Origin of the sequence: Rhodococcus sp. ACPA4 (genome assembly GCF_002300185.1) — a bacterium.
Lineage (GTDB): Bacteria > Actinomycetota > Actinomycetes > Mycobacteriales > Mycobacteriaceae > Rhodococcus_F > Rhodococcus_F globerula.
Genome location: NZ_NSDY01000001.1, coordinates 2017795 through 2042779 on the forward strand (window position 1 = coordinate 2017795; position 24985 = coordinate 2042779).

Sequence of the window (24985 nt, forward strand, 5' to 3'; positions counted from 1 at the left end):
GTCGTGTCCTGATCCTGGCAATGCTCTTTCTGCTACTGCCAGGGTGCGCGGTCTCCGGACAGGCTCGCCTCGAGGCCGCGCACACATCGGCCGACACGATTCCTGCCGATTCTCTGCAATCGCAGTCGGTCCCGATGGCCCAGCCGACACGGTTATCCATCGCCGATCTGGGGATCGACACGACAGTGCTCCCGATGCCTGCAGGCGCCTGCCCCGTGCTCGATCCACCGACCCTGGCGGACGCGTATTGGGTCGGCTGTCGCAGCGAGCCTGGAACAGACAGTGACGGAACGGTTTTCGTGATCGGCCACGCCGGCGCCGGGACTGCGGCAGTGTTCGACACCCTGCCAGACATCGTGGCCGGCAGCCGGGTGCTGATCGAAACGGATTCCGGCACACTCGAGTACGCGGTGCGTTCGACTGCGCTGTACGAGAAGTTCGGCGAAGCGCAGGAGTCGCCGGAACTACGCCTTCGACAGCCTGGACGGCTCGTCCTCGTGACGTGCTACCTGGAGAACGGAACAACGCTGTCGTCGAAGAACTTTGTTGCCTACGCCGAGATCACCGGCGCCCTGGCTCGATGAGGGATTCGACCACGCGGCGTAGTGGGAGTCGCTAGCCTCTGGGCCATGAACCTCACGTCTGTCCGACCACACCTGACAACGCTTGCAGTGGCCGCCGCGCTCGCGATCTCGCTCACCGCCTGCGCAAGTACCGACAACACGACCAAAGAGGTCACCGTCGTCGGAACAGGTGAGGTTCGCGGGGCCCCTGACATTCTCAGTGCGGGCATCGGCGTCGAGGTTGTTGCGCCGGATGTGTCGGGAGCGGTATCCCAAGCGAACGAGAAGGCCCGGGCGATGATCGACGCGATGGTCGCCGCGGGTGCAGCTGCCGAAGACATTCAGACCAGTGATCTGTCCGTCCAGCCGCAGTACGACGGATCCGGTGGGCCTTTCGGCGGCGCAACAGTGACGGGTTACCGCGCGACCAACTCGGTGCGGATCGTCGTCCGGGATCTGAGTAAAGCGTCGGCCGTGCTCGACGCGGGGATCGCCGCCGGCGGTGATGCGGCACGCCTGAATACCGTCGCCTTCGACATCGACGACGATTCGGCGCTACTCGCCGACGCTCGGACTCGGGCCTTCGAGGACGCACAGAACCGCGCGGAGCAATACGCCGATCTTTCCGGAACCTCGCTGTCGAACGTCATCACGATCACCGAAGCACCAGGCACCACCGGCGACCAGACGATGAGGGCACCCGGTGGCGCGATGCTCGACATGGCCATTGCACCGGGAACCCAGCAGGTGTCCTTCGAGGTCACCGTGACGTGGGCCTTGGAATGACGTGGCGCTCGACTAGAGCAGACTGATCTGCTCCCCTGCGCGGTCGACGTCCGGCTCGATCAATTCGCGCCCGTTGTTCTTGACGCTGTTGACGAGGGGCCTCACTCGGTCGATCTCGATCCCCGAGAACAGTTCGGGCGCCGGTTCGAGCAGTGACGGGTTCGCGCCGTGATCGGGGTCGAGCCAGGCGTCCCAACGATCACGGGGCAGGGCGAGTGGCATCCGGTCGTGTACCTGTTCGAGGTGGCCGAGCGAGTCCACGGTGACGATCGAACAGCTCAGAACAGGATCGGCGTTCTCGATCCGTGGATCACGCCACGCCGACCACACTCCGGCCATGAACAGCCTCGATCCGTCGCCGCGGTGCATGTAGTACGGGATCTTCGACGCTTTCTTGCCGCCCTGCGGTTCGGTCTGCCACTCGTACCAACCATCCATCGGGACGAGACAGCGCTTGTATTTGAATGACGTTCGGAATGCCGGTTTCTCCGCCAGGGAATCGGCGCGCGCGTTGAACAGAACCGGGCCCTTGCCCAATTCTTTCGTCCACGAGGGCACCAACCCCCATCGCATCTGCCGAATCCGCTTGGCCGGATCGCTGTCGGGGTTCTCGCGATCGTGGCGCTCGACAACCGTCAGCACCGGCGTCGTCGGTGCCACGTTGAAATCCTCGGCGACGGCTGACGAGTGATCGGTCTCGTCGATCGCATCGAGTTCGACTGCCAGGCTCGCCGGGTCCGCTGTGGTCGCATACCTTCCGCACATGACACCCAGGGTGGCACGGTTTCGACCAATCTCCCACTGATGAGAGAAGATGGACCTCGTGAGTCTGAGTCTGTGGAGTGCCCCTGTAGCCCAAACACCGGTCGACGCAGTGGTGACACTGCCCGGATCGAAGTCCATCACCAACCGAGCCCTGATCCTGGCAGCGTTGGCGGACGGTCCGTCCACCCTCACCGGCGCCCTCCGCAGCCGTGACGCAGACCTCATGATCGCGGCATTGCGTGACCTCGGGATCGGTATCGAGGAAGCGGGCGATCCCAGCACGCTCGCCGTCACACCCGGACCGCTGCGCGGCGCCGACGTCGACTGCGGGCTCGCCGGTACCGTCATGCGATTCCTCCCGCCCCTGGCTGCAACGGCTGACGGCGTCGTCCGTTTCGACGGCGACGAGCAGGCCCGGACGCGGCCACTCGGCACTATCCTCGAGGCTCTGCGAGGCCTGGGCGCGCAGATCGACGGCGACGCTCTGCCGTTCACCGTGACCGGAACCGGGTCGCTGCGCGGCGGAACCGTCACCATCGACGCATCCGGTTCGTCACAGTTCGTCTCAGGCCTGCTGCTCTCGGCCGCAGCGTTCGAGCAGGGCGTCACCGTGCATCACACCGGCAAGCCTGTTCCGTCGATGCCACACATCGACATGACCGTCGAGATGCTGCGCGAAGCCGGAGTGTCCGTCACGACTCCGGCCACGGGCGGCGACGCCGACACCTGGCGGGTCGACCCCGGACCGGTGCGCGCTATCGACTGGGTCATCGAACCCGATCTGTCGAATGCCACACCGTTCCTGGCAGCAGCGGCTGTCACCGGCGGTACCGTCAGCGTGCCGTTGTGGCCGTCGTCGACAACGCAGCCCGGCGACGCGATCCGCGATATTCTCGCCTCGATGGGAGCCGAGGTCACCCTCGCCGACGGCATCCTTACTGTGCGAGGTCCCGAAACGTTGCGCGGCATCGACATCGACCTGCACGACGTCGGTGAACTCACCCCGACGGTTGCGGCGCTCGCCGCGCTGGCAGAGGGAACGTCTCATCTCCGCGGTATCGCACACCTGCGGGGCCACGAGACGGATCGACTGGCGGCACTGGCGGACGAGATCAACAAGCTGGGCGGGTCCGTCACCGAAACCGATGACGGCCTGACCATTGTCCCCGCGAAACTGCATGGTGGGCAATGGCTCTCGTACGCAGACCATCGCATGGCCACGGCCGGCGCGATCATCGGCCTGGTCGTCGACGGCGTGGAGGTCGACGACGTCGCAACCACGGCCAAGACGCTGCCGGGCTTCGAGAACATGTGGACAGACATGCTGGCACCCTCCGCGCGAAAGGCAAGCTTCTGAGTCCGCGGCAGTACGACGAGTCCGACGTCCGGGTCCGCCCCGGTCGCGGATCACGCCCACGCACCAAGACCCGCCCTGAGCATCTCTCTGCCGAGTCGGGGATGGTGGTCTCGAAGGATCGTGGCCGGTGGGGTTGCGTCCTCGGCGGCGATCCCGACCGGCTGATCGTGACGATGCGCGCCCGTGAACTGGGCCGCACGCCCATCGTCGTCGGTGATCAGGTGGACATCGTCGGCGATCTGTCTGGCAAGACCGACACCCTCGCTCGCATCGTCCGGGTCTCCGAGCGTTCGACCGTGCTACGACGCACCGCTGACGATACGGATCCGTTCGAGCGCATCGTGGTCGCCAACGCGCAGCAGTTACTGATCGTGGTTGCCTTGGCTGATCCGCCGCCGCGCACCGGATTTGTCGAGCGCGCCCTGGTCGCGGCATATGTGGGCGGTCTCACGCCGATCGTGTGCCTCACCAAGAGCGACCTCGAACCGCCGGAGGAGTTCGCCAGCACCTTCGCCGACCTCGACATCCAAGTGGTCGTGGCCGGTCGTGACGATCCGCTGGACGAACTCACTGCCATCCTGCACGACAAGTTGACGGCCCTGATCGGGCACTCGGGCGTCGGCAAGTCGACGTTGGTGAATCGCCTTGTCCCCGACGCCAATCGAGCCGTCGGCATCGTCTCGGGCGTCGGCAAGGGACGGCACACGTCGACGCAGTCTGTGGCCCTCCCCCTCGCCGAGGGAGGTTGGGTGATCGACACGCCGGGCATCCGATCGTTCGGCTTGGCCCACATTTCACCGGAGAATGTTGTCGCCGCTTTCTCCGACCTCGCGGCACAGATCGAGGATTGCCCTCGCGGATGCACGCACCTCGGCCCGCCCGCGGACCCGGAGTGCAAGCTGGATCTTCTCGAAGGAAAATCGGCCCGTCGTGTGATTGCCGTGCGGCAACTCCTCGAGGCCATCAAATCCAACGACCAGTACTGACAAACGAGAAAAGCCCAGACACCGATTTCGGTGTCTGGGCTTTTTCAGTAGTTGATCAGCGCAAGCCGAGCAGGCTCCGCAGCTTTCCGCTCTTACGCTTTTGCGCAATGGCGCTCTTGAGTCCACGACGACGGCCGGTGACCGGATCGACGCTCGAGGCGGCGTTGCCGTCGAACATCAACTCGGATGCCGTTTCCGGCGCATTGTCGACGGTGTCCTTGAGGTACTTGTTTGGCAGCGACAACTTGGCGATGGTGCGCCACGACTTGGCGTACTGCACCAGGAAAGGCCCGGTCGTGTAAGGCAAGTCGTACTTGTCGGTGAGCTCACGAACCTTGACCGCGATGGCCGGGTACCGGTTGCTCGGCAGGTCGGGGAACAGGTGATGCTCGATCTGGTAGCTGAGGTTGCCGGACATGAAGTCCATCAGCTTGCTGCCCTCGATGTTGGCGCTACCGAGCATCTGACGCAGGTACCACTGCGCCTGCGATTCGCCGTCGATATCTGCCTTGGTGAACTTCTCGGCGCCGTCCGGGAAATGCCCACAGAAGATGATGGCGTTGGTCCACAGATTGCGGATGATGTTCGCGGTGAAATTCGCACTGAGAGTGCTCTTCCATGCCGGTCCCGTGAGTGCCGGGTAGACGACGTAGTCCTTGACCAGTTGCTTGCCGACCTTCTCGCCGACCTCACGCAGCTTACGACGCGTGTCGTCCATGTCCGCGCGGCCCTTGGCCACCTTGCCGAGCTCGAGATGCTGCGCGGCGATGCCCCACTCGAAGAAGAGCGCAAGCAGGGTGTTGTACACGAGGTTGCCGGCATTGAACGGCTTCCATCGCTGGTCACGGGTGACGCGCAGCAGTCCGTATCCGACGTCGTCGTCCATGCCGAGGACGTTGGTGTACTTGTGGTGCAGGAAGTTGTGGGTCTGCTTCCAGTGCGCCGACGGGCCGGTGACGTCCCACTCCCACGAGCTCGAGTGGATTTCCGGATCGTTCATCCAGTCCCACTGCCCGTGCATGACGTTGTGGCCGAGTTCCATGTTCTCGATGATCTTCGCGACACCGAGAACGCCGGTGCCGAGCAGCCACGCCGGGCGCTTGCGGCTGGCGAACAGGATAGCGCGACCACTGACCTCGAGGGTCCGCTGAAGACGAATGACGTTACGGACGTAGCGTGCGTCTTTCTCGCCACGCGAATCCTCTATGTCGCGACGGATCGCATCGAGTTCACGACCGAGCGCTTCAACGTCGGCTTCGGTGAGATGCGCATATTCCTTGACGTCTGCAATCGCCATGCGGGCCTCCTACGGTGAGTTCTTGTCGAAAAGTTCATGCCGAACGGATTCAACACGACCTACTCTAGCGTAAGTTACGGCACCGTAGGTTAGCTTTTGCTCGATGTAATCTATATCACTTCTTGCGCTTCGGCAGGCGAGAACGCGCCTGCGACTTCAAAGCCGTCAACAGACCCAAGCGCTTGCCGGTCACCGAATCGGTACGCAGATCGTCGACCATCGCCATCGCAGCACCCTTGAGTCCCGGCTCCCGGAACCGCAGCTCCGAGGAAGTCTCCGGCGCATTGTCCGAGGTCGCGATCAACCACTTGTCCGGCAGGGCCAGCTTGTGAATGGTGCGAAGCGCAAGCAGATACTGCTTGAACAACGAACCTGTCGTGTACGGAAGATCGAACTTCTCGCACAGCGCACGCATCTTCACAGCAATCTCCGGATAGCGATTACTCGGCAGATCAGGGAAGACGTGATGCTCGATCTGGTAACTCAGGTTGCCGCTCATGAACCCCATGAGCTTTCCGGAATTGAAGTTGGCGCTACCGAGCATCTGACGCAGGTACCACTCGTGACGTGTTTCCTGCTCGAACTCTGCGACGGTGAACTTTTCCGCACCATCGGGAAAATGGCCGCAGAAGATGACCACGTACGCCCAGAGGTTACGAACGAGATTTGCCGTCGCATTAGCCGTCAGCGTCGATTTCCACGCGGGCCCGGTCAGCAAGGGGAACACCACAAAATCCTTGCCCACCTGCCGGACGATCTTGCGTGCAAAATCCTTGTTGGCCTGGGAGTTCAGCTGCCCCTTCGCAGCACCTTCCAACTCGGAAGCCGCAGTCAGGTCATGCAGGGCGATGCCCCACTCGAACGTCGCCGCAAGAATGACATTGGCAATCGGCTGCAGAAGATTGATCGGCTTCCACGCCTCGTCCCGCGTCATCCGCAGGATCCCGAAGCCAAGATCCTCGTCCATCCCGACAACATTGGTGTACGTGTGATGCTGGTAGTTGTGGGCACGTTTCCAGTGCTCGGACGGGCCCGTCTGATCCCATTCCCACGAACAGGAATGAATCTCCGGATCGTTCATCCAGTCCCACTGCCCGTGCATCACGTTGTGCCCGAGTTCCATGTTCTCGATGATCTTCGAGATACTCAGCAGCGCCGTGCCCGCCAACCAGGCGGGACGGTACTTGCTACCGAACAGGGCGATACGACCGCCGAGTTCCAAGGCGCGCTGGACGCGAATGACCCGACGAATATAGCGAGCATCCCGGATTCCACGAGAGTCTTCGACATCGAGTCGAATCTGGTCCAGTTCACGCCCGAGCGCTTCGACATCAGCTGCGGTGAGGTGCGAAAACTCTTTGATGTCGGTGATTGCCACCGTTGTCCTCCGTGTGCCTAGAAGCTATGCGTCCAGCGTACAGTCGCCCGCCGCGGCGGAAATGCATGTCTGGATGCGTTCACCCTCGACATGCTGCTTTCCCGAGCGTAGGTCGATTGCATGACCGGAAACGAGAGGTACAACACAAGTCTGGCAAATGCCCATTCGGCAACCGAAAGGCATCAGAGCGCCGGACTGTTCCCCGGCTTCGAGAAGTGTTGTCGCACCGTCCACCGTGACGGTCTTTCCCGACTTCTCGAACGTGACGGTGCCGCCGTCTGCGGACGCATCGATCCTCGACACCGCAAACCGCTCCATGTGCAGGCGGTCTTCGATCCCCTCGGCCTTCCACACGTCGTCGATCTCGTCGAGCAACGGCAGGGGTCCACAGGCCCAGGTGTGACGCTCACGCCAATCCGGGCACACCTGATCGAGTGAACTGAGCTTGAACTTTCCGTCGCGGCGCGTCAGCTGAATGTGGCTGACAAAATCCTCGTGCTCGGCATGTAGTGCCGTCAGCTCGTCCGCGAACATGACATCGGATTCCGTGGGAGCGGAGTGCACGTGCATGACGTCGGGCAACTGCCCTCGACGATTCATCGTGCGCAGCATGCCCATGACAGGCGTGATTCCGCTGCCGGCGGTGATGAACAGGACCTTCTCCGGCGGTGGGTCCGGCAACGCGAAGTTACCGGCCGGCGTGGCCAGACGGACGATCGTGCCGGACGGAACAGCTCCGCTGACCAGGTGGCTCGAAAGGAAACCCTCGGGCATCGCCTTCACCGCGATGGAGATCTTCTTGTTCTCCCAGTTGGGCGGCGACGTCAACGAGTACGACCGCCAATGCCATCGCCCGTCGATGTGCAAGCCGATACCGATGTACTGCCCCGGCTGGTAATTGAAGTCGAAACCCCAACCCGGCTTGATCACGATCGTCGCGGAATCCTGAGTTTCCGGTCGAACCTCGACGATCCGGCCACGCAGTTCGCGCGCCGACCACAACGGATTTGCCAGATGAAGGTAGTCGTCAGGCAAGAGAGGTGTGGTCAATCGCGCTGCGGCACCGCGCAGCAAATTGAGCTTCGACCGCGCTGCCGGAACTACCGACGCTGCCGGTGCCTCGATCCAGTCCTTCAGACCCATCAGACCTCCACCTCTCACCTGCAATGCTCACCCGCAATACCTATGCCTACGCTATCGTAGGTTATCAGGTTACGGTACCGTAGGTTACTTCATAGTAAGGACAGCGGGTGTCCGATTTCAGAGCAGGTCGAGCAGGAACGGCAACTCTTGCGCCGCGTACCACGCCAACTCGTGATCCTCCGCGTCACCGAGGGTGAACTCGGCATCCGTGTCGCCGAGATCGGCAGCATCGACAATCGCCGCCGCCCGCTCGATATCGGGTTCGGCTTGCGCAAGATCAACATGAACGGACGCGACCTGCGCCATCGTGACCGGGCCGGCCAAGCGGACCACCGCGTCATCGAGATCCGGACGCAACTTCGCGTCGTCGACATCCGCGGCAACCACCGCACGCCGGAACGTCACCGGTCCGTCAGCGCCGGCAATCAAGCGCAACGACGCCCGCGCCGCCTCACTCATCGCGACTTCCGCCAACTCGTCGTCGTCCCCGGCCGCATAGGCCTCACGCAGTGCCGGAGTGACGGCAAACGCAGTCCGACTCATCGCGTCGAACTCCTGATCGGCAACCAAACGCTGCAGAATTTCCACAGTTGCCGGTACGTACACCCTCATGAGACCACCTTCGTTGGACTGTCACGACGCGCGAGAAACACCTACCGACTGGCGTCGGTCAACTCCTCGAGAGACTCGAAGAGCAACGAACGCACCACGTCGACGTCCGACATCGCGTCACGGTCGGCATTCAAACCGTAGTAGACATTCCCGTCATACGACGTCAAGGCAATACTGAGTGTCTGATTCTTCAGCAATGGCGAGACCGGATACATCTCCTCCATCCGCGCGCCACCGATGTACAGCGGAAACTGCGGACCCGGCGCGTTGGTGATCATGAGGTTGAACATGCGCTGCGAGAGACTGCTCGCCGCGCGCGCACTCATCGCATGGAGTGTGGCGGGCGCGAACCCGGACATCTTCACCATGGTCTGAGCGGTCACCCGACGGCCCTGACGCGCGAAAGCTTCCGTTGCATGCGCGACGTGCGACAACCGGACGACAGCATTGGGCTCCCCCACCGGCAGGTCGATCAGGAACGACGACACATGGCCGGGCGCCTGCGGGTCTTCGACGTCCGGGTTGTCCGGCCCGTCGATGTACACGGACATCGGCACCAGCGCGCGGACAACGCTCGCCTCGGTCACCGGCTCCCCCCGCGACAACAGCCAGTTCCGCAATGCCCCGGCGACCACCGTGAGGATCACGTCGTTGATCTCGCACCCGTACTTCGCCCGAATCTGTCGGTAGTCGTCCAGCGGAGTCTTGGCGACGGACAATCGTCGACTCCGCGTGATCGGCGCGTTGAGTGGATTGTTAGGGGCGACCTGCGCGGCCGTACGCACCACTGCGGCAATCTTGCCGACAGCACTGACCGCCTCCGTCATCGACGTCGTCACGTCGCCCAACGCCGCCCTCGCGCGAGCCACCCCTTCACCCGGACTCGTCACCAGATCAGCGAGCGCACCGATGAGCAGATTCAGATCACTGGGTGGTGGGGCAGGCATCCACAACTCTTCTGCGCCGGGCTGACGCTTCTCCTGCGGATCGAACAAGACCTGACTGATCTCGAGCGCGGTTTCACCGTCGACCAAAGCCGAATGCGATTTTGTGAAGATGGCAAACCTGTCGTCCGCCAGCCCCTCGACGAGGTACATCTCCCACAGCGGCCGAGTGTTGTCCAGCGGCCGGGAAATGAGGCGCGCGATCAGATCGTTCAACTGTTCGGCCGATCCCGGTTTCGGTAGCGCCGACCTACGCACGTGATACGTGATGTCGAAATCTCGATCGTCGACCCACACCGGACGTGCCAGACCCAGAACAACTTCCCGGACCTTCTGCCGGTACCGCGGCACCAGACTGAGTCGCTCCTCTACGAGCCGCAGCAATTCGTTGTGATCGATCCCGGTGCCCGGCTGCCGGAAGATCCCCAACGAACCGACGTGCATCGGAGTGCTGCCGGCTTCGAGAAAGTAGAAGGCTGCGTCCTGAGTCGTCAATCTGTTCACCATGATTGATCACCCGCCGGCGTGTCTTTCAAAGCAACACCATCCGAACTCGCCGCACCGTCCACATCGAGCAGGATCGACAACTCCTCGATCGTGTCGGCCGCGTCGTAGTGATGGACACCCACCATTCCGACATCGACGGCGCCTCGAACATTCACCTCGAGGTCGTCGACAAACACGCAGTCCGCCGGACGCAGACCCAACCGTGTTGCGGCCAGAAGGTAGATATCGGCATCCGGCTTTGCCATGCCGACGTCACCGGAGAGCACGACGTCGTCCACCAACACCCCGTCGCCGAGGTCACGGAGCCACTGGGCGTCCGCTCCGCCCGGGTCGTTGCTCACGATTCCCGTCGCGATGCCCGCGCTACGAGCCCGCCGAACCACCGCGCTGAGACCGTCCAGGTCGGACCCCGGACCGAACAGCACGCCACCCACATCCAACAGAAGTCCCCGCACCAGAATTACATTAGGGTGCGGCCGTGATCTCTGCGACATCTGCAGGGGTTCGTGTCATACTTCTCACCATCGTTCGGGGGAGCGATGCAAAAAATATCCGGGGGATACATCATGACCATCGACCAACTCCACACACCACAACGCTTTCTCCAACCCGCGCCGCAGTGCGAACCGCCTGCCGATTCCCTGATGATCAGGCGACCGTCTGCCCGAACCGAACGAGTGCTGGGCACCGCACGCAGAACACCACACAGTGGAACATCCGGGCACAGTGGAACATCAGGGCACAGTGGAACATCGGGGCAATCCAGCCTCACTGCCGAGCCCGTCGCACCCGGTGCCGATGTCTTCTGGAACACGTCGCTGCGCCTTGTCCTCGAAGTCCTCGACCAACGACGAAGTCCCGCACACCTCAAATCAGTACTGTCTCCAACGGTGATGGAACTTGTTCAGCGCCTTTCCATTTCGCATGATCCGACGCGCGGACTCGGCGCCGCTCGAACCCACCGGACACACGTGAACACCGCCTCGCCCCACGCCGCCGAAGTGTGCGCGACCTTTCGACGCGGCCCACGAACCTTTGCGATTGCCGCCAGGATCGAGAACACCGACAACAAAGGCTGGATGGTCACCGCACTACACGTGGTGTGAGCATCCAGCCTTTGTCGGGCGGAAAGGTCAGCGCCAGAGAATCAGCGCTTGCGCTTGGACTTGGGTGCGCGGTTGCCCTTTGCCTGCGTGCGAGCGGCTTCACGACGCTCACGACGCGACGCAGTGTCCCCCGCGTCGACAGCCGGATCGCGTGTGGCCTTTGCCTTCCCGTCCTCGTCCGGGCCGGTGTACGTCAGCCTGGACGGGCCGTCGTCGTCAAGTCCCTTGGCGCGCAAGGCCGATGGAGCTGCCGTACCCGTGGAACCTGCCGCCGCTTGCTGCGTCGGCAGCGGCTTCGGTGCGGTCGCGGACGCCGCGGCAGCGGAACCGGCCGTGACCGAGATACCCGAAGAAGGTTGCGCAGGAGTGGCTTCGACCTGAAGGTTGAAGAGGAATCCGACGGACTCCTCCTTCAAGCCGTCGAGCATGCCGATGAACATGTCGTAGCCCTCGCGCTGGTACTCGACCAACGGGTCACGCTGCGCCATCGCGCGCAGGCCGATACCTTCCTTGAGGTAGTCCATCTCGTAGAGGTGTTCACGCCACTTGCGGTCGAGCACGGACAGGAATACCCGGCGCTCGAGTTCGCGCATTCCGTTCTCGCCGGCAATCGCGTCGATTTCGGCTTCACGCTTCTTGTACGCGGCATGTGCGTCGTCGAGCAGGGCGGTGCGCAGTTCCTCACGGGTGAGGTCGCTGGTGATCCCACCGTCCTCGCCCACGAGAGCCTTGTAGTCGATACCCACCGGGTAGAGGGTCTTGAGTGCCGTCCACAGCTGCTCGAGATCCCAGTCCTCGACATATCCTTCAGCAGTCGCGCCGTCGACGTACGCGGTGACCACGTCGGTGATCATCTGCTCGACCTGGCCCTCCATATCCTCACCTTCGAGGATCTGGCGGCGTTCCTTGTAGATCACGGTGCGCTGCTGATTCATGACCTCGTCGTACTTGAGGACGTTCTTGCGAATCTCGAAGTTCTGCTGCTCGACCTGAGTCTGCGCGCTCTTGATGGCCTTGGAGACCATCTTGGCTTCGATCGGAACGTCGTCCGGAAGATTGAGGCGCGTCATGATCGACTCGAGTGCGGAACCGTTGAATCGGCGCATGAGCTCGTCACCGAGCGAGAGGTAGAACCTGGATTCTCCCGGGTCGCCCTGGCGTCCGGAACGGCCGCGAAGCTGGTTGTCGATACGACGCGATTCATGGCGTTCGGTGCCAAGCACGTACAGGCCACCGGCATCGCGAACCTTCTCGGCGTCGGCCTTGACATCTTCCTTGACGCGGTTCAGGACGTCGTCCCACGCGGCTTCGTACTCTTCCGGCGTGGTGACCGGGTCGAGGCCGTTCTTGCGCAGTGCGATGTCGGCGATGATGTCCGGGTTACCGCCCAGCACCACGTCGGTACCACGACCAGCCATGTTGGTGGCAACAGTCACCGCACCGGAACGACCGGCCTCGGCGATGATCGTCGCTTCCTTTTCGTGGAACTTGGCGTTGAGGACGTTGTGCGCCACTCCGCGCTTGGTGAACTGCTTGGACAGGTACTCCGAGCGTTCGACGCTGGTGGTACCGATCAGAACCGGCTGACCGTTCTCGTGACGCTCGACGACGTCGTCGACCACTGCGTCGAACTTGGCTTCCTCGGTCTTGTAGATGAGGTCGCCGTTGTCGACACGGATCATAGGGCGGTTGGTCGGGATCGGAATAACACCGAGGGTGTACGTCTGGTGCAGCTCCGCGGCCTCGGTCTCGGCGGTACCCGTCATGCCGGACAATTTTTCGTACAGACGGAAGTAGTTCTGCAGGGTGATCGTGGCGAGGGTCTGGTTCTCAGCCTTGATCTCGACCTTTTCCTTGGCCTCGATTGCCTGGTGCATGCCCTCGTTGTATCGACGGCCGACCAGCACGCGGCCGGTGAACTCGTCGACGATGATGACTTCACCGTCGCGGACGATGTAGTCCTTGTCCTTGGTGTAGAGCTCTTTGGCCTTGATGGCGTTGTTCAAGTAGCTCACCAGCGGCGAGTTCGCTGCCTCGTACAGGTTGTCGATGCCGAGCTGATCCTCGACGAGTTCGACGCCGGCCTCGTGGACACCGATGGTGCGCTTGCGGATGTCCACCTCGTAGTGGACGTCCTTCTTCAGGAGCGGCGCGATACGTGCGAACTCGCTGTACCACTTGCTGGAGCCGTCGGCCGGACCCGAGATGATCAGCGGCGTGCGGGCCTCGTCGATCAGGATGGAGTCGACCTCGTCCACGATGGCAAACGCATGTCCACGCTGGACCAGATCGTCCAGCGAGTGCGTCATGTTGTCACGCAGGTAGTCGAACCCGAACTCGTTGTTGGTGCCGTACGTGATGTCGGCTGCATACGCGACTCGACGCTCGGCCGGCGTCATACCCGAGAGGATCACGCTGGTTTCGAGTCCGAGCGAGCGGTGAACACGGCCCATCCACTCGGAGTCGCGCTTGGCGAGGTAGTCGTTGACCGTGACGACGTGAACACCGTCACCCGCGATGGCATTGAGATAGGCCGGCAACACACAGGTCAGGGTCTTGCCCTCACCGGTCTTCATCTCCGCGACATTGCCGAAGTGGAGTGCCGCGCCACCCATGATCTGCACGTGGAAGTGCTTCTGGTCGATGACTCGCCACGACGCTTCACGCGCGACGGAAAAGGCCTCGGGCAGCAACTCGTCCAGCGTCTCACCAGCGGCGTAACGCTCGCGGAACTCGTCGGTCTTGGCCTTGAGTTGATCGTCTGTCAGGCCTTCTACCTCGGGCGACAGTGATTCGACATGCTCAGCAATGTGCTTGAGGCGCTTGACCATGCGACCTTCACCAACACGGAGCAGCTTCGATAGCGACAGCGACGGCACAGTCTTGTTCGTCCTCAATCTTCGGCAACAAATGGGTGACACAGTAAAAATCCGGCCGGGGTCCGAAAACTCCGGCCGGATTCCATGGTAGGCGCTAACTCGAGGTTGCGAGGCAACCCACCTACAGATCGGTCACGTCAGGCGGATCAGGCCGTAGTCGAATGCGTGCCGACGGTAGACGACGGACGGCTTGTCGGACTCCTTGTCATGGAAGAGGAAGAAGTCGTGACCGACCAGTTCCATCTCGTAGAGAGCGTCGTCGATGTTCATCGGCTCGGCTGGGTGATCCTTGGTGCGGACCACGCGGCCCGGGCCGTCGTATTCGTCCGGTTCTTGACCGTTCAGCGAAATATCGGGCGTGGCACCGAGTGAGTCTGCGTCGACTAGCGAGGCGGTTGCCTCGGCGACGGACAGCGGTCGCTTGTCACCGTAATGGACCTTCTTGCGGTCCTTGGTTCGACGGAGGCGGCTCTCGAGTTTGTCGATCACCGATTCGAATGCGGCATAGAAGCTGTCTGCGGCGGCTTCTGCTCGCGCTACCGGTCCTTTGCCGCGGGCCGTGATCTCGACTCGCTGGCAGTTCTTGGACTGACGTCGATTACGTTCGTGCTGAAGTTCCACGTCGAAGTGGAATATGGAGGGGTCGAAGTGTTCCAGTCGCGCCAGCTTGTCCGAAACATAAACTCGGAAGTGATCGGGTATCTCGACATTGCGTCCCTTGACGACGATGTCGGACTTCGGAACGGTGGTTTGCGTGGAACGCTCGGTCGTGGCGTCCTCGATGAAAAACGAGGCTTGCGAAGGGGTCGTCACTCGTACCTCCCAATTACGGCCCCGCTCAGTGTTTGAGCGGCGGCAAGTTCTTCAAGTACCGAGAGGGGATCCGCCCGGCATCAGGATTGAAGTACCACCTCCCACCTGTTTTCGGGTGTGCCGCCGACGCTAGTACGTAATCCGCGCGAGTGCCACTGTTAGCCCGAAATTCATTTACACACCGGCAACAACGAGCACGAGAGTTGTCCGGATTCCGATCCTCGCGAGCACCCGAATCGATTCTGCCGCAGTCGCTCCCGTCGTCAGCACGTCATCGAGGAGCACTACGTCGACGTCTCGATCCACCAATCCGGCCCCCGCGCGTGTCACGACGATTTTCTCGGCAACGTTGGTGGCCCGAGCAGCGGCAGACAACCCGACGGAATCGCGGACGCCACGCGTCATGGCCAATGCCGAATGAACTTCGGCACGGCGCGGCGGCAAGACCTCACAGGCCGCATGAGCAATGCGGCGGACCGGATCCCCGCCGCGCGAACGAGCGGCGCGCGAACGGGACGGGGCCGGGATCAGGACCAAAGTCCGACGCGTCGGATGGTGGAGCTCACCCCACCGCGCCAGATGCGTCAACGCTTCGGCCACAGCGACTCCCAAAGGCGCCGCGAGGTCGCGTCGGCCGCGCTCCTTGATCTCGATCACACTGCGCCGTCTCGCGCCACTGTATGGACCGAGCGCCCACGCCGGCGCGCCGGGATCGACTCGAGGTGTGAGCCGGATCGGATGATCGCGAAGCATGGCGACGCAGTCCTCGCACCATTGCACACCGATCCGTCCGCATCCCCCACACTCACGCGGCAACACCAGATCGAGCGCTGCCCCACCGATACTGCTCCATGTCCGAAAACCGCCGACCCCCATGCCTGTCAGTGTGCATCCGCCCACCGACAGCAACCCCCGTGCACCACCGGGAAACTCAGCCGGGCAGTACCGGAATCGCCCTCTGCCCCGTCAATCCAGGCACCTCACGCCACAACCTGTCGCCCGCGGGATCGTTGTTGTTCAACTGGAAAACTGCTCGGGCATCGGCAACGTACTCGGTGGTGGGCGACGCGTCGACGGACACCACCGGCGCCGTGAGATTGCCCCGGGGCAACGAGTCCATTCGAGAACCGTCGATCGCGACCTGCACAACGGGTACATCGGAGTTGTTGCGTGCGATCACAATGGTGTCGCTGTTGCTCCAGTCGAGTGAGAGCGCTGTGCTGCCCAATCCCGGAGCCACAGCCCGCGGACTGGTCAACGCGAAAACGCCGCTGGGCAGGCGGACCACGGTCGCCAGGTACACCTTGCCGTCGATGATCATCGCCGCTCGAACTCCGTCGCGGGACAGGCGCAGCTCGGTAATGTTCGATCCCAGTGGGATCAAAGCGCCCACGTCCACGTTCATGACCGACGTCCGACCGGTAGTGGGCTCGCGAACCACGCGCACCACGGTGTTGCCGTTCACCGCCGCCCAGATCGTGTTGTTGTCGATTTCCCACGTCGGCCTGGTGATCACCGGGGCGTCGAGGACCGGGGCTGCACCTTCGGTGTATGGACCGAGTGTCAGCGAAAATCGTTTTGCAGGATCAGGATTCGCGGTATCCGCCACTGCGGCGACGGTCTTGCCGTCGCGAGAGAGCGCAACAGACGCAAGATTGCCTGCAGTTCCGGCAAATCCGGGCACGGGTGTGACCGCTTGTTCACCGACACTGACCAGTGAACCGTCGCGTAGGGCGTGCAACCCGACAGTCGCACCGGTCGTCGCCAGCGGATTCGTGGAGGCGACGTCGGCCGTTGTCCAGCCTTCCGGATGCGCTGCGTCCAAAGGCGCCCCGTCCACCAGCAAAACGTAGGGTCCGGCGATGTCGGCGCCGGCCAATGTCCAGATGATCTGGGCGGCAAACAAAGCGCGAGTTTCGGGGTCCATCGACTGACCGATCCGGAAATCGATGCGGATGCCCCCGAGACCGACTCCCACCTGACCGGCTCGACCGTCGGCCTTCGTGATGGGCCCGATCACCGAGACGCCTGCGCCCAGTTCGTTGCGGACCGCCGACGCGAGCGCCTGCTTGGGCCCCTCGATCAGCAGGCCGACCAACTGCGATGTCATCTGGTCCTGGGAACCCGATATCCAGCGTAGATCCGGAACCATGGTCTGTCCGCTGGGATCCGGGAAGAACAACGACTTCCGTTGGTACGCACCGAGGAACGCCGCGCGCTCCATGATCACACCCGAAGGAAGATCGCTGATCCGCCACTCGCCGTCGACCAGAGTCAGCGTCATCTTGGCTTCGTAACTGCCGTCCTCGGGAACGTAGATTCCCCCGGCTTCGAGACGCCCGACCTTGTTGACTCGAATCGTGTAGATCGCTTCCTGATCGGTCCGCGACTCCGAGAGCGTGTCGACCTTGTCGACGATGATGGCGCTTGCTGCGTCGTCCCATTTTGCGGACATCTCGGGAGTCAGGTACTGCCGTGCCGCGAGGTGCCGGTTCGCGGGTTCGGTGCTCGCTTTCACGAAGTCCCGCACCAACAAATCGGGCTCACGCCCCGAGGCCGGCGGAGCAACGGGAGTCCCCGGCGCCACAGTGGCAAGCGTCCCGATCGCCTGCGGCGACGACGAGGCAGGCAAGCTCGCGCACGCACCGGTCAACAGCAGCGCGCTCAAGCTCAGCGCCAAGAGACCACGGCGGTATCGCTGCATCACGAACGCTCACCCCCTTGCGAGCCGGTTCGTGATTCGGTCTCGTGCGGCGTCGGAATCGACGACGTGACCTCACCGACCTCTTCGGCGACGATGTCCGCATTGGAGGGTGTGCGCACGAACTTGGCCGTCGTCGGCTTCAGCGGTAGCGGGCTGGACACCAGCTTCTTGCCGCGCACTCGCGGCAACGTCAGACGGAAGCACGCGCCGACACCGGGCTCACCCCAGGCTTCGAGTTTGCCGTCGTGCAGATTGGCGTCCTCGACGCTGATCGCCAAGCCGAGACCTGTGCCGCCGCTACGACGGACCCTCGACGGATCGGATCGCCAGAAGCGGTTGAACACAAGTTTCTCCTCGCCAGGACGCAGCCCGACACCACTGTCGCGAACGATGAAGGCCAGAGCGTCGTCGTCGGCTCGCAAGCGCAGCAGGATGGGTTTTCCTTCTCCGTGATCGATGGCGTTGGCCAGTAGGTTCCGCAGGACCCGTTCGACTCGCCGCGGATCGACGTCGGCGATCACCGGGTCGTCTGGCATGTCGACTATCAATTCGGTGCCGGATTCACGGGCGAGGTGGCGGACGGTGGACACCGCTGCCCGCGCACACATCCGGACGTCGAGTTGCTCGGACGCAAGTTCCGCAACGCCGGCGTCGTGCCGGGAAATCTCGAGCAGATCGGCCAGCAGACCTTCGAACCGGTCGAGTTCGGCAACAAGCAGTTCCGACGAGCGGCGGAGTATCGGATCGAGGCTCTCGCTGCCGTCGTGGATGAGGTCCGCGGCCATCCGCACTGTGGTGAGCGGGGTGCGCAGTTCGTGGCTGACATCCGATGTGAAGCGTTTCTGCAGATTGCCGAACTCCTCGAGCTGGGTGATCTGCTTCGACAGGCTCTCCGCCATTTCGTTGAAAGACATTGCGAGACGAGCCATGTCGTCCTCACCGCGAACCGGCATACGTTCCTTGAGTCGGCCGTCGGCGAAGCGCACCGCGATCCTCGACGCCGATCGGATCGGCAGCACTACCTGCCGCGCGACGAGCAGAGAAATCGCTGCCAACAGGACCAGTAGGACAGCGCCACCGATCAACAGGGTGCTGCGGACCAGCGACAGGCTGCGATCCTCACTGGCAAGTGGGAACACGAGATACAACTCGAGGCCGGAGATCGACGACGCCGTGGGACTGCCGATGATCAAGGCCGGGCCGGAATACCCTTCGGGATCCGAGACCGTTGCGAACTGGTAGGCGATCTGTCCGTTGTGAACGAACTCACGCAAGTTGTCGGGGATCTGATCAGCCGGCCCGGCAAACACCGGATCTCGGGGCCCGTCCTGCTCGACGATCAGCGCGGGATCGAAGGTGCCCGCAGAACCCGATGCTTGACCGCCCGCCTGATTGCGGCTCGTCAAACTTGACGCCGCACTCTCGAGTTGGTCTTTGAGGGCTGCACTGCCGTCGACGCCGGCCAACTGATCTTCGACGACGCCTCGGGCGCGATCCATCTCCTCCGTGGCGGCGGTGATCTTCGCTTCGAGCAGTCGGTCGGTGATCTGGCTCGTGAGCACAACACCGAGAATCACGATCACAATCAACGACAACGACAACGTGGAGACGACAACCCGCAATTGCAGCGATCGTCGCCACGTGTGGGCGAGGGTGTTACTCAGTGAGTGGCACCACCGGAGAAAAGGCGTCAGCCACCGATTGAGGCGGCGACGCCAACGGGAAACGCCACCGGTCACGGCGGTCCGGCCTTGTAGCCGACACCCCTCACCGTCAAAACCACTTCGGGATTCTCGGGATCGGTTTCGACCTTGGCGCGCAGACGCTGGACGTGGACGTTGACCAGGCGGGTGTCAGCGGCGTGACGGTAACCCCACACCTGTTCGAGGAGCACCTCACGGGTGAACACCTGCCTGGGCTTGCGCGCAAGAGCGACGAGGAGATCGAATTCCAGGGGTGTGAGCGAAATCTGCTCGCCGCCGCGGCTGACCTTGTGCGCCGGCACGTCGATCACGATGTCGGCAATACTCAGCAGTTCCGCCGGTTCTTCCTCGGTCCGACGCAGGCGAGCGCGAACCCGGGCGACGAGTTCCTTGGGCTTGAACGGCTTCATGATGTAGTCGTCCGCGCCGGACTCGAGGCCGAGGACAACGTCCACGGTGTCGGTCTTCGCGGTCAACATCACGATGGGAACGCCGGAATCCGCACGCAGGACCCGACATACGTCGATGCCGTTCATGCCGGGCAGCATCAGATCGAGCAAGACAAGGTCGGGCCGAGTCTCGCGCACCGCAGCAAGTGCAAGAGTTCCGTCGCCTACCACGTAGGGATCAAAACCCTCACCCCGCAGCACGATCGTGAGCATCTCGGCGAGTGCCGTGTCGTCGTCGACAACCAGAATCCTTGGTTTCATATCCCTATCGTTGCATCTTCGAGTCGTAATTAAGACCGTTACGTGACTGTGCGGCGTGCCGCGTGTTCCCTCTACTGTGCCGGAAACTTCCGAATCGGGTGGCTATCGTGACGCATCACCCGAAATCGACCAGTTTGCGGGCAAGGTCCGACGGGTCCGTATCGGGACCAATGACCCACCACGGTGAAACCCACTCGGCTGCCGCGAGCTGTGAGTACAGCTCGCCAGTTCGGACCTGGAGGTCTCCGTCGCGCTCGTAGGCGTCACGCTCGCGCGTCGAATCTTCCACCTCACGACTGCGCGCACGCTCGTTTGCCAGTGCGATCGGCACGTCGAGGTACATCTGCAAATCAGGCGCCGGGAGGCCGAGGCGACCCAGTTCCAGATCACCAACCCACGCCACCATCTCGCCGTCGACGCCCTGATGCATCCGCGCCGCGTTGTACGCAGCATTGGACGCGACGTACCGATCGAGCAGAACAATGTCGTTGGTACTCAACAACTCTGCGACCTTCTCTGCCGCTCCCGCGCGGTCGAGCGCAAACAGCACCGCCATCGCGTTCACGGACTGCGCCAGGTCTCCGTGCGCTCCCTTGAGGGCTTCGGCAGCAAGATCGGCATGGATCGATTGTCCGTAGCGGGGGAAATCGAGCGTGGCGACGGTGGTCCCCGAGCGCCGAAGCTCGTCCACCACTTTGCCGATCAACGTCCGTTTGCCGGCTCCGTCGAGCCCTTCCAACGCCACGAGTATTCCCACGGCTGACAAGCCTATCCCGCAGCCTGACAAGCCGATCCCCCGGTCCGTCGAGTCAGACCGGGGGACGGCGTTGTTACTTCAGGCCGGCACTGCTACTTCAGGCCGGCACTGCTACTTCAGGCCGGCACTGTTACTTCAGACCGGCACTGCTACATCAGTAGCGGTAGTGCTCGGGCTTGTACGGGCCCTCGACGTCGACGCCGATGTACTCTGCCTGCTCCTTGGTGAGCTTGGTCAGCGTGCCACCGAGGGCCTCGACGTGAATCTTGGCGACCTTCTCGTCGAGATGCTTCGGGAGACGGTAAACCTCGTTGTCGTACTCCTCCGGCTTGGTCCACAGTTCGATCTGCGCGATGACCTGGTTGGAGAAGCTGTTGCTCATCACGAACGACGGGTGGCCCGTCGCGTTGCCGAGGTTGAGCAGACGACCTTCGGACAGCACGATGATCGAGTGACCGTCGGCGAAGGTGAACTCGTCGACCTGCGGCTTGATGTTGATCCGCGTGACATCACCGGACTTCTCGAGTCCGGCCATGTCGATCTCGTTGTCGAAGTGACCGATGTTGCCCAGGATGGCCTGGTGCTTCATGGCCTTCATGTGCTCGAACGTGATGATGTCCTTGTTGCCGGTGGACGTGATCACGATGTCGGCCCAGCCGATGGCCTGCTCGACGGTCTTGACCTCGAAGCCGTCCATCAATGCCTGGAGTGCGTTGATCGGGTCGACCTCGGTGACCGCGACGCGAGCGCCCTGGCCACGAAGCGCCTCGGCGCAGCCCTTGCCGACGTCGCCGTAACCGCAGACGAGTGCAGCCTTGCCGCCGATCAGGACGTCGGTGCCGCGGTTGATGCCGTCGAGCAGCGAGTGGCGTGTGCCGTACTTGTTGTCGAACTTGCTCTTGGTGACCGAGTCGTTGACGTTGATCGCGGGGAACGTGAGTTCACCGGCAGCGGCGACCTGGTACAGGCGCAGAACGCCCGTTGTGGTCTCTTCGGTGACGCCCTGGACGGACTCGGCGATTGCCGACCACTTGCCCTTGTCGGCTTCGAGGGACTGACGCAGGAGAGCCAGGAAGACCTTGTACTCGTCGGAATCCTGATCGTCGTCCGTCGGCGGAACAACGCCGGCCTTCTCGAACTGCGCGCCCTTGAGGACGAGCATGGTGGCGTCGCCACCATCGTCGAGAATCATGTTGGCAGGCTCACCCGGCCACGTCAGCATCTGCTCGGCTGCCCACCAGTACTCCTCGAGGGTTTCGCCCTTCCACGCGAACACCGGAACGCCCTTGGGCTCTTCCGGGGTGCCGTGGGGACCGACGACGATAGCGGCGGCTGCATGATCCTGGGTGGAGAAGATGTTGCACGAAGCCCAACGAACCTCGGCGCCGAGCGCGGTCAGCGTCTCGATCAGAACTGCAGTCTGAATGGTCATGTGGAGCGAACCGGAAACGCGAGCGCCCTTGAGCGGCAAGACCTCTGCGTATTCACGGCGCAGCGCCATGAGGCCCGGCATCTCGTGCTCGGCCAGTCGGATTTCCTTGCGACCGAATTCGGCGAGCGAAAGATCTGCAACTTTGAAGTCGACACCGTTACGGTTGTCGGCCACGGGCGTTGTTGAAACTGAGGTCGTCATCGTCCCTCTCCTGGTTGACGTGCATACTCCACTCAAGGCTATCCGCTCGACCCACGCAGTAGGACATCACCGTGATTGCGGCGAACCTCACACCGTGCCGCGCGCACCTCGGGCAACATCGATGAACGGTCCGAGCAAGGCACCCAGATCCTCCGCCACCGACGCCCCGGACTCGGGCGGCATCGATATATAACTCAGGCCAAGCCTCGCAATTGCCCTGGCCAGGATGCCCGCATCAGCGGCCGACGCCTGAATCCACCCACGCTGAAAACTCTCCGACAACCGAGTTGATGCCCGATCGATGATCACGGCGCTGTCCGTCGTGATCAAACGCAACAAATCGGGCTTCGCCTCCCCCGTCAGGAGCGAACGCACCAACGGGTCCATCGCACTGGAGGCAAAGAACTCCCCGAACCCGGACATCAGGGCGTCGACGCTCCGACCCTCGTTTGCTGCAACGGCGTCGTCCACAGCGTCGACAAACCCGTCCGCGAGCCGCAGCGCGTACGCCTGCGCCAGACCCTGCCGCGAACCGAACTCGTTGTAGAGCGTCTGCCGGCTGACACCCGCATGCTTGGCCAGAACGGTCAGACTCACCTCGGACCAGTCCCGCTCGGTCAGCAACTCCCGCATCGAATCGAGCACCGCACCGCGCAGCAGCAGACGGGACGCCTCTTTCTGAGGCAAGCGGGTGGGCGTCGACATCATGATGACGACATTACCGCCGCTCCCGCCGACCCATTCAGGCCCGCTCGATCTCCACCATGAAGAAATCGCTCTTCGCTGCGCCGCAGTCCGGGCAACTCCAGTCGTCCGGAATGTCATCCCAGCGAGTACCTGGTTCGATACCGTCGTCTGGCCAGCCTTGCGCCTCGTCGTACTCGAATCCGCACTGCGCGCACTGATACAGCTTGTAGTCGTTCATGATTCACTCCCCTGCCTTTGCCGAAACAGTTTCGAAGTCCACCTTTTCCCGGACACCACAGTCTGGGCAGCACCAGTCGTCGTGGACTACGTCCCATGGCGTGCCTGCCGGAAACCCTTCTCGCGGTGCGCCGTTCACTTCGTCGTAGACGTAGTCACACACGGGGCATTTGTAGGCACTCATGCGCTCGCTCCGTACCGCGCGAGGATCTTCTCCCGCTTGCCCGGCTGGATATTGACCCGGGTAATATCGCCGCCATAATGAGCAACGACCTTGGGGTCCATCACTTTTCGCCACAGCGGCGGCACGTAGGCCAGCATGATCATGCTGGCGTAACCACTCGGAAGATTGGGTGCGCCGTCCATGCTCCGGAGCGTTTGATAGCGACGGGTGGGGTTGGCGTGATGATCACTGTGACGCTGCAGGTGGTACAGGAAAATGTTGGTGCAGATGTGGTCACTGTTCCAGCTGTGCTCCGGAGCGGCGCGCTCGTACCGGCCGCTGGCCAACTTCGTCCGCTTCAGTCCGTAGTGCTCGAGGTAGTTGACCGTCTCGAGCAGGCAGAATCCGAAGACGGCCTGCAATGCGAGGAACGGCAGAATCGACAGCCCGAACACGGCGGCGAGTACAGCGAACAGCACTACCGACATCAACCACGAATGCAGGACATCGTTGCGAATTGTCCACGGCTTCTTACCCAATCGATCCAGCCGCGTCTTTTCGAGTTCCCACGACGATCGCAGGGATCCCCACACACTGCGCGGCAGGAAAGCCCAGAAGCTCTCACCGAATCGCGACGACGCGGGATCTTCCGGAGTTGCCACCCGGACGTGATGACCACGGTTGTGCTCGATATAGAAGTGACCGTAGAAGGACTGCGCCAGAGTGATCTTGGACAACCACCGCTCGAGATCGTCCTTCTTGTGGCCGAGTTCGTGTGCCGTGTTGATTCCGATGCCCGCAACACACCCGACGGTGATCGCCACACCGATCTTCGACACCAATCCGAGCCCGCCGTCGATACCGAGCCACGAGAGGTCGGTAGCCGACCACAAGTAGCAGGCCATGACGAGGCTGACCAGCTGGAACGGAATGTAGACGTACGTGCAGTAGCGGTAGTACTTGTCGTTCTCGAGCCTCTCCATGACCTCGTCGGGCGGGTTCTCACCGTCCGGCCCGAAGAAGATATCGAGGATCGGCAACACCAGGTACACGAGCAGCGGCCCGATCCACCACCAGATCGGGGACACGACGCCCAGGCCAATGTTGTTGAACAGGGCCACCATTCCCACCGCGATGAAAATCGCGACCGGAGGAACCAAGCCGAGTAGCCAGAGATGCCGCTTCTTGTCTCGCCACTCCCCCGATATCTGATCGGATTCTGCGCTCACGTGTGTCGACACTGCGTGCCCTCCTC

24 protein-coding genes are annotated in these 24985 nt (G+C 62.6%); 5 read left to right on the plus strand and 19 right to left on the minus strand.

Going from position 1 to position 24985, the window contains the following annotated elements; translation table 11 throughout:
• Positions 1–20: 20 nt before the first annotated feature.
• Together CJ178_RS09195 and CJ178_RS09200 are read left to right on the plus strand one after the other, a co-directional pair.
• On the plus strand, positions 21–584 hold the full coding sequence (locus CJ178_RS09195; RefSeq protein WP_179300733.1) for a class F sortase: 564 nt from the start codon (positions 21–23) through the stop codon (positions 582–584).
• A gap of 45 nt (positions 585–629) precedes the next feature.
• Complete coding sequence (locus CJ178_RS09200; RefSeq protein ID WP_095887908.1) at positions 630–1349, plus strand: SIMPL domain-containing protein; 720 nt, start codon at positions 630–632, stop codon at positions 1347–1349.
• A gap of 12 nt (positions 1350–1361) precedes the next feature.
• Here CJ178_RS09200 and CJ178_RS09205 read toward each other — a convergent pair whose 3' ends face one another.
• The gene (locus CJ178_RS09205; protein WP_095886568.1) at positions 1362–2114 is read right to left on the minus strand and encodes an SOS response-associated peptidase; all 753 of its coding nucleotides are present in this window, start codon (positions 2112–2114) and stop codon (positions 1362–1364) included.
• Positions 2115–2163: 49 nt separating this feature from the next.
• Between CJ178_RS09205 and aroA the strand changes: the two genes are divergently transcribed.
• Both aroA and rsgA read left to right on the plus strand, forming a co-directional pair.
• Positions 2164–3471, plus strand: coding sequence for a 3-phosphoshikimate 1-carboxyvinyltransferase (gene aroA, locus CJ178_RS09210; protein ID WP_095886569.1), 1308 nt, complete (start codon positions 2164–2166; stop codon positions 3469–3471).
• Complete coding sequence (rsgA, locus tag CJ178_RS09215) at positions 3426–4457, plus strand: ribosome small subunit-dependent GTPase A (RefSeq protein ID WP_045070554.1); 1032 nt, start codon at positions 3426–3428, stop codon at positions 4455–4457. The genes aroA and rsgA overlap by 46 nt, the downstream gene beginning before the upstream one ends.
• Positions 4458–4512: 55 nt before the next feature.
• On the opposite strand, the gene CJ178_RS09220 is transcribed toward rsgA, so the two are convergent.
• From CJ178_RS09220 to CJ178_RS09245, 6 genes are all read right to left on the minus strand, one after another.
• Complete coding sequence (locus CJ178_RS09220) at positions 4513–5754, minus strand: fatty acid desaturase family protein (RefSeq protein WP_033231184.1); 1242 nt, start codon at positions 5752–5754, stop codon at positions 4513–4515.
• A gap of 115 nt (positions 5755–5869) precedes the next feature.
• On the minus strand, positions 5870–7132 hold the full coding sequence (locus CJ178_RS09225; RefSeq protein ID WP_033231185.1) for a fatty acid desaturase family protein: 1263 nt from the start codon (positions 7130–7132) through the stop codon (positions 5870–5872).
• 24 nt (positions 7133–7156) lie between these two features.
• Positions 7157–8275, minus strand: a complete 1119-nt coding sequence (locus CJ178_RS09230; protein WP_033231186.1) for a ferredoxin reductase — start codon at positions 8273–8275, stop codon at positions 7157–7159.
• Between the two features lie 117 nt (positions 8276–8392).
• The gene (locus CJ178_RS09235; RefSeq protein ID WP_033231187.1) at positions 8393–8887 is read right to left on the minus strand and encodes a DUF6912 family protein; all 495 of its coding nucleotides are present in this window, start codon (positions 8885–8887) and stop codon (positions 8393–8395) included.
• Between the two features lie 41 nt (positions 8888–8928).
• Positions 8929–10338, minus strand: a complete 1410-nt coding sequence (locus CJ178_RS09240; protein WP_033231188.1) for a WS/DGAT/MGAT family O-acyltransferase — start codon at positions 10336–10338, stop codon at positions 8929–8931.
• A complete protein-coding gene (locus tag CJ178_RS09245; protein ID WP_033231189.1) occupies positions 10332–10793 on the minus strand; it encodes an HAD-IA family hydrolase in 462 nt (153 codons plus the stop codon). Before CJ178_RS09245 ends, CJ178_RS09240 begins: the two co-directional genes overlap by 7 nt.
• 111 nt (positions 10794–10904) lie before the next feature.
• On the opposite strand from CJ178_RS09245, the gene CJ178_RS09250 reads away from it, so the two are divergent.
• A complete protein-coding gene (locus CJ178_RS09250; protein WP_095886570.1) occupies positions 10905–11444 on the plus strand; it encodes an Rv3235 family protein in 540 nt (179 codons plus the stop codon).
• 41 nt (positions 11445–11485) lie between these two features.
• On the opposite strand, the gene secA is transcribed toward CJ178_RS09250, so the two are convergent.
• The 12 genes from secA to CJ178_RS09310 form a co-directional block, all read right to left on the minus strand.
• Positions 11486–14323 carry a preprotein translocase subunit SecA gene (gene secA, locus CJ178_RS09255; RefSeq protein ID WP_045070563.1) on the minus strand — a complete coding sequence of 946 codons (2838 nt, stop codon included), beginning with the start codon at positions 14321–14323 and terminating at the stop codon, positions 11486–11488.
• A gap of 132 nt (positions 14324–14455) precedes the next feature.
• Positions 14456–15136, minus strand: coding sequence for a ribosome hibernation-promoting factor, HPF/YfiA family (gene hpf, locus CJ178_RS09260; protein WP_033231192.1), 681 nt, complete (start codon positions 15134–15136; stop codon positions 14456–14458).
• Between the two features lie 174 nt (positions 15137–15310).
• A complete protein-coding gene (locus CJ178_RS09265; protein ID WP_045070568.1) occupies positions 15311–16012 on the minus strand; it encodes a ComF family protein in 702 nt (233 codons plus the stop codon).
• A 55-nt stretch (positions 16013–16067) separates the two neighbouring features.
• The gene (gene lpqB / locus CJ178_RS09270) at positions 16068–17840 is read right to left on the minus strand and encodes an MtrAB system accessory lipoprotein LpqB (protein ID WP_095887910.1); all 1773 of its coding nucleotides are present in this window, start codon (positions 17838–17840) and stop codon (positions 16068–16070) included.
• Positions 17840–19579, minus strand: coding sequence for an MtrAB system histidine kinase MtrB (mtrB, locus tag CJ178_RS09275; RefSeq protein WP_179300734.1), 1740 nt, complete (start codon positions 19577–19579; stop codon positions 17840–17842). The genes lpqB and mtrB overlap by 1 nt, the downstream gene beginning before the upstream one ends.
• On the minus strand, positions 19576–20253 hold the full coding sequence (gene mtrA, locus CJ178_RS09280; RefSeq protein WP_033231194.1) for an MtrAB system response regulator MtrA: 678 nt from the start codon (positions 20251–20253) through the stop codon (positions 19576–19578). Before mtrA ends, mtrB begins: the two co-directional genes overlap by 4 nt.
• A gap of 115 nt (positions 20254–20368) precedes the next feature.
• Positions 20369–21010, minus strand: coding sequence for a dTMP kinase (locus CJ178_RS09285; protein WP_033231195.1), 642 nt, complete (start codon positions 21008–21010; stop codon positions 20369–20371).
• A gap of 154 nt (positions 21011–21164) precedes the next feature.
• Positions 21165–22643, minus strand: coding sequence for an adenosylhomocysteinase (gene ahcY / locus CJ178_RS09290; protein ID WP_033231196.1), 1479 nt, complete (start codon positions 22641–22643; stop codon positions 21165–21167).
• 87 nt (positions 22644–22730) lie between these two features.
• The gene (locus CJ178_RS09295) at positions 22731–23351 is read right to left on the minus strand and encodes a TetR/AcrR family transcriptional regulator (protein WP_033231197.1); all 621 of its coding nucleotides are present in this window, start codon (positions 23349–23351) and stop codon (positions 22731–22733) included.
• Between the two features lie 34 nt (positions 23352–23385).
• The gene (locus CJ178_RS09300) at positions 23386–23568 is read right to left on the minus strand and encodes a rubredoxin (RefSeq protein ID WP_033231503.1); all 183 of its coding nucleotides are present in this window, start codon (positions 23566–23568) and stop codon (positions 23386–23388) included.
• 3 nt (positions 23569–23571) lie between these two features.
• On the minus strand, positions 23572–23751 hold the full coding sequence (locus tag CJ178_RS09305) for a rubredoxin (protein WP_095886571.1): 180 nt from the start codon (positions 23749–23751) through the stop codon (positions 23572–23574).
• Positions 23748–24971: an alkane 1-monooxygenase gene (locus CJ178_RS09310; RefSeq protein WP_095886572.1), complete on the minus strand. Its 1224-nt coding sequence runs from the start codon at positions 24969–24971 to the stop codon at positions 23748–23750. Before CJ178_RS09310 ends, CJ178_RS09305 begins: the two co-directional genes overlap by 4 nt.
• Positions 24972–24985: the final 14 nt, after the last annotated feature.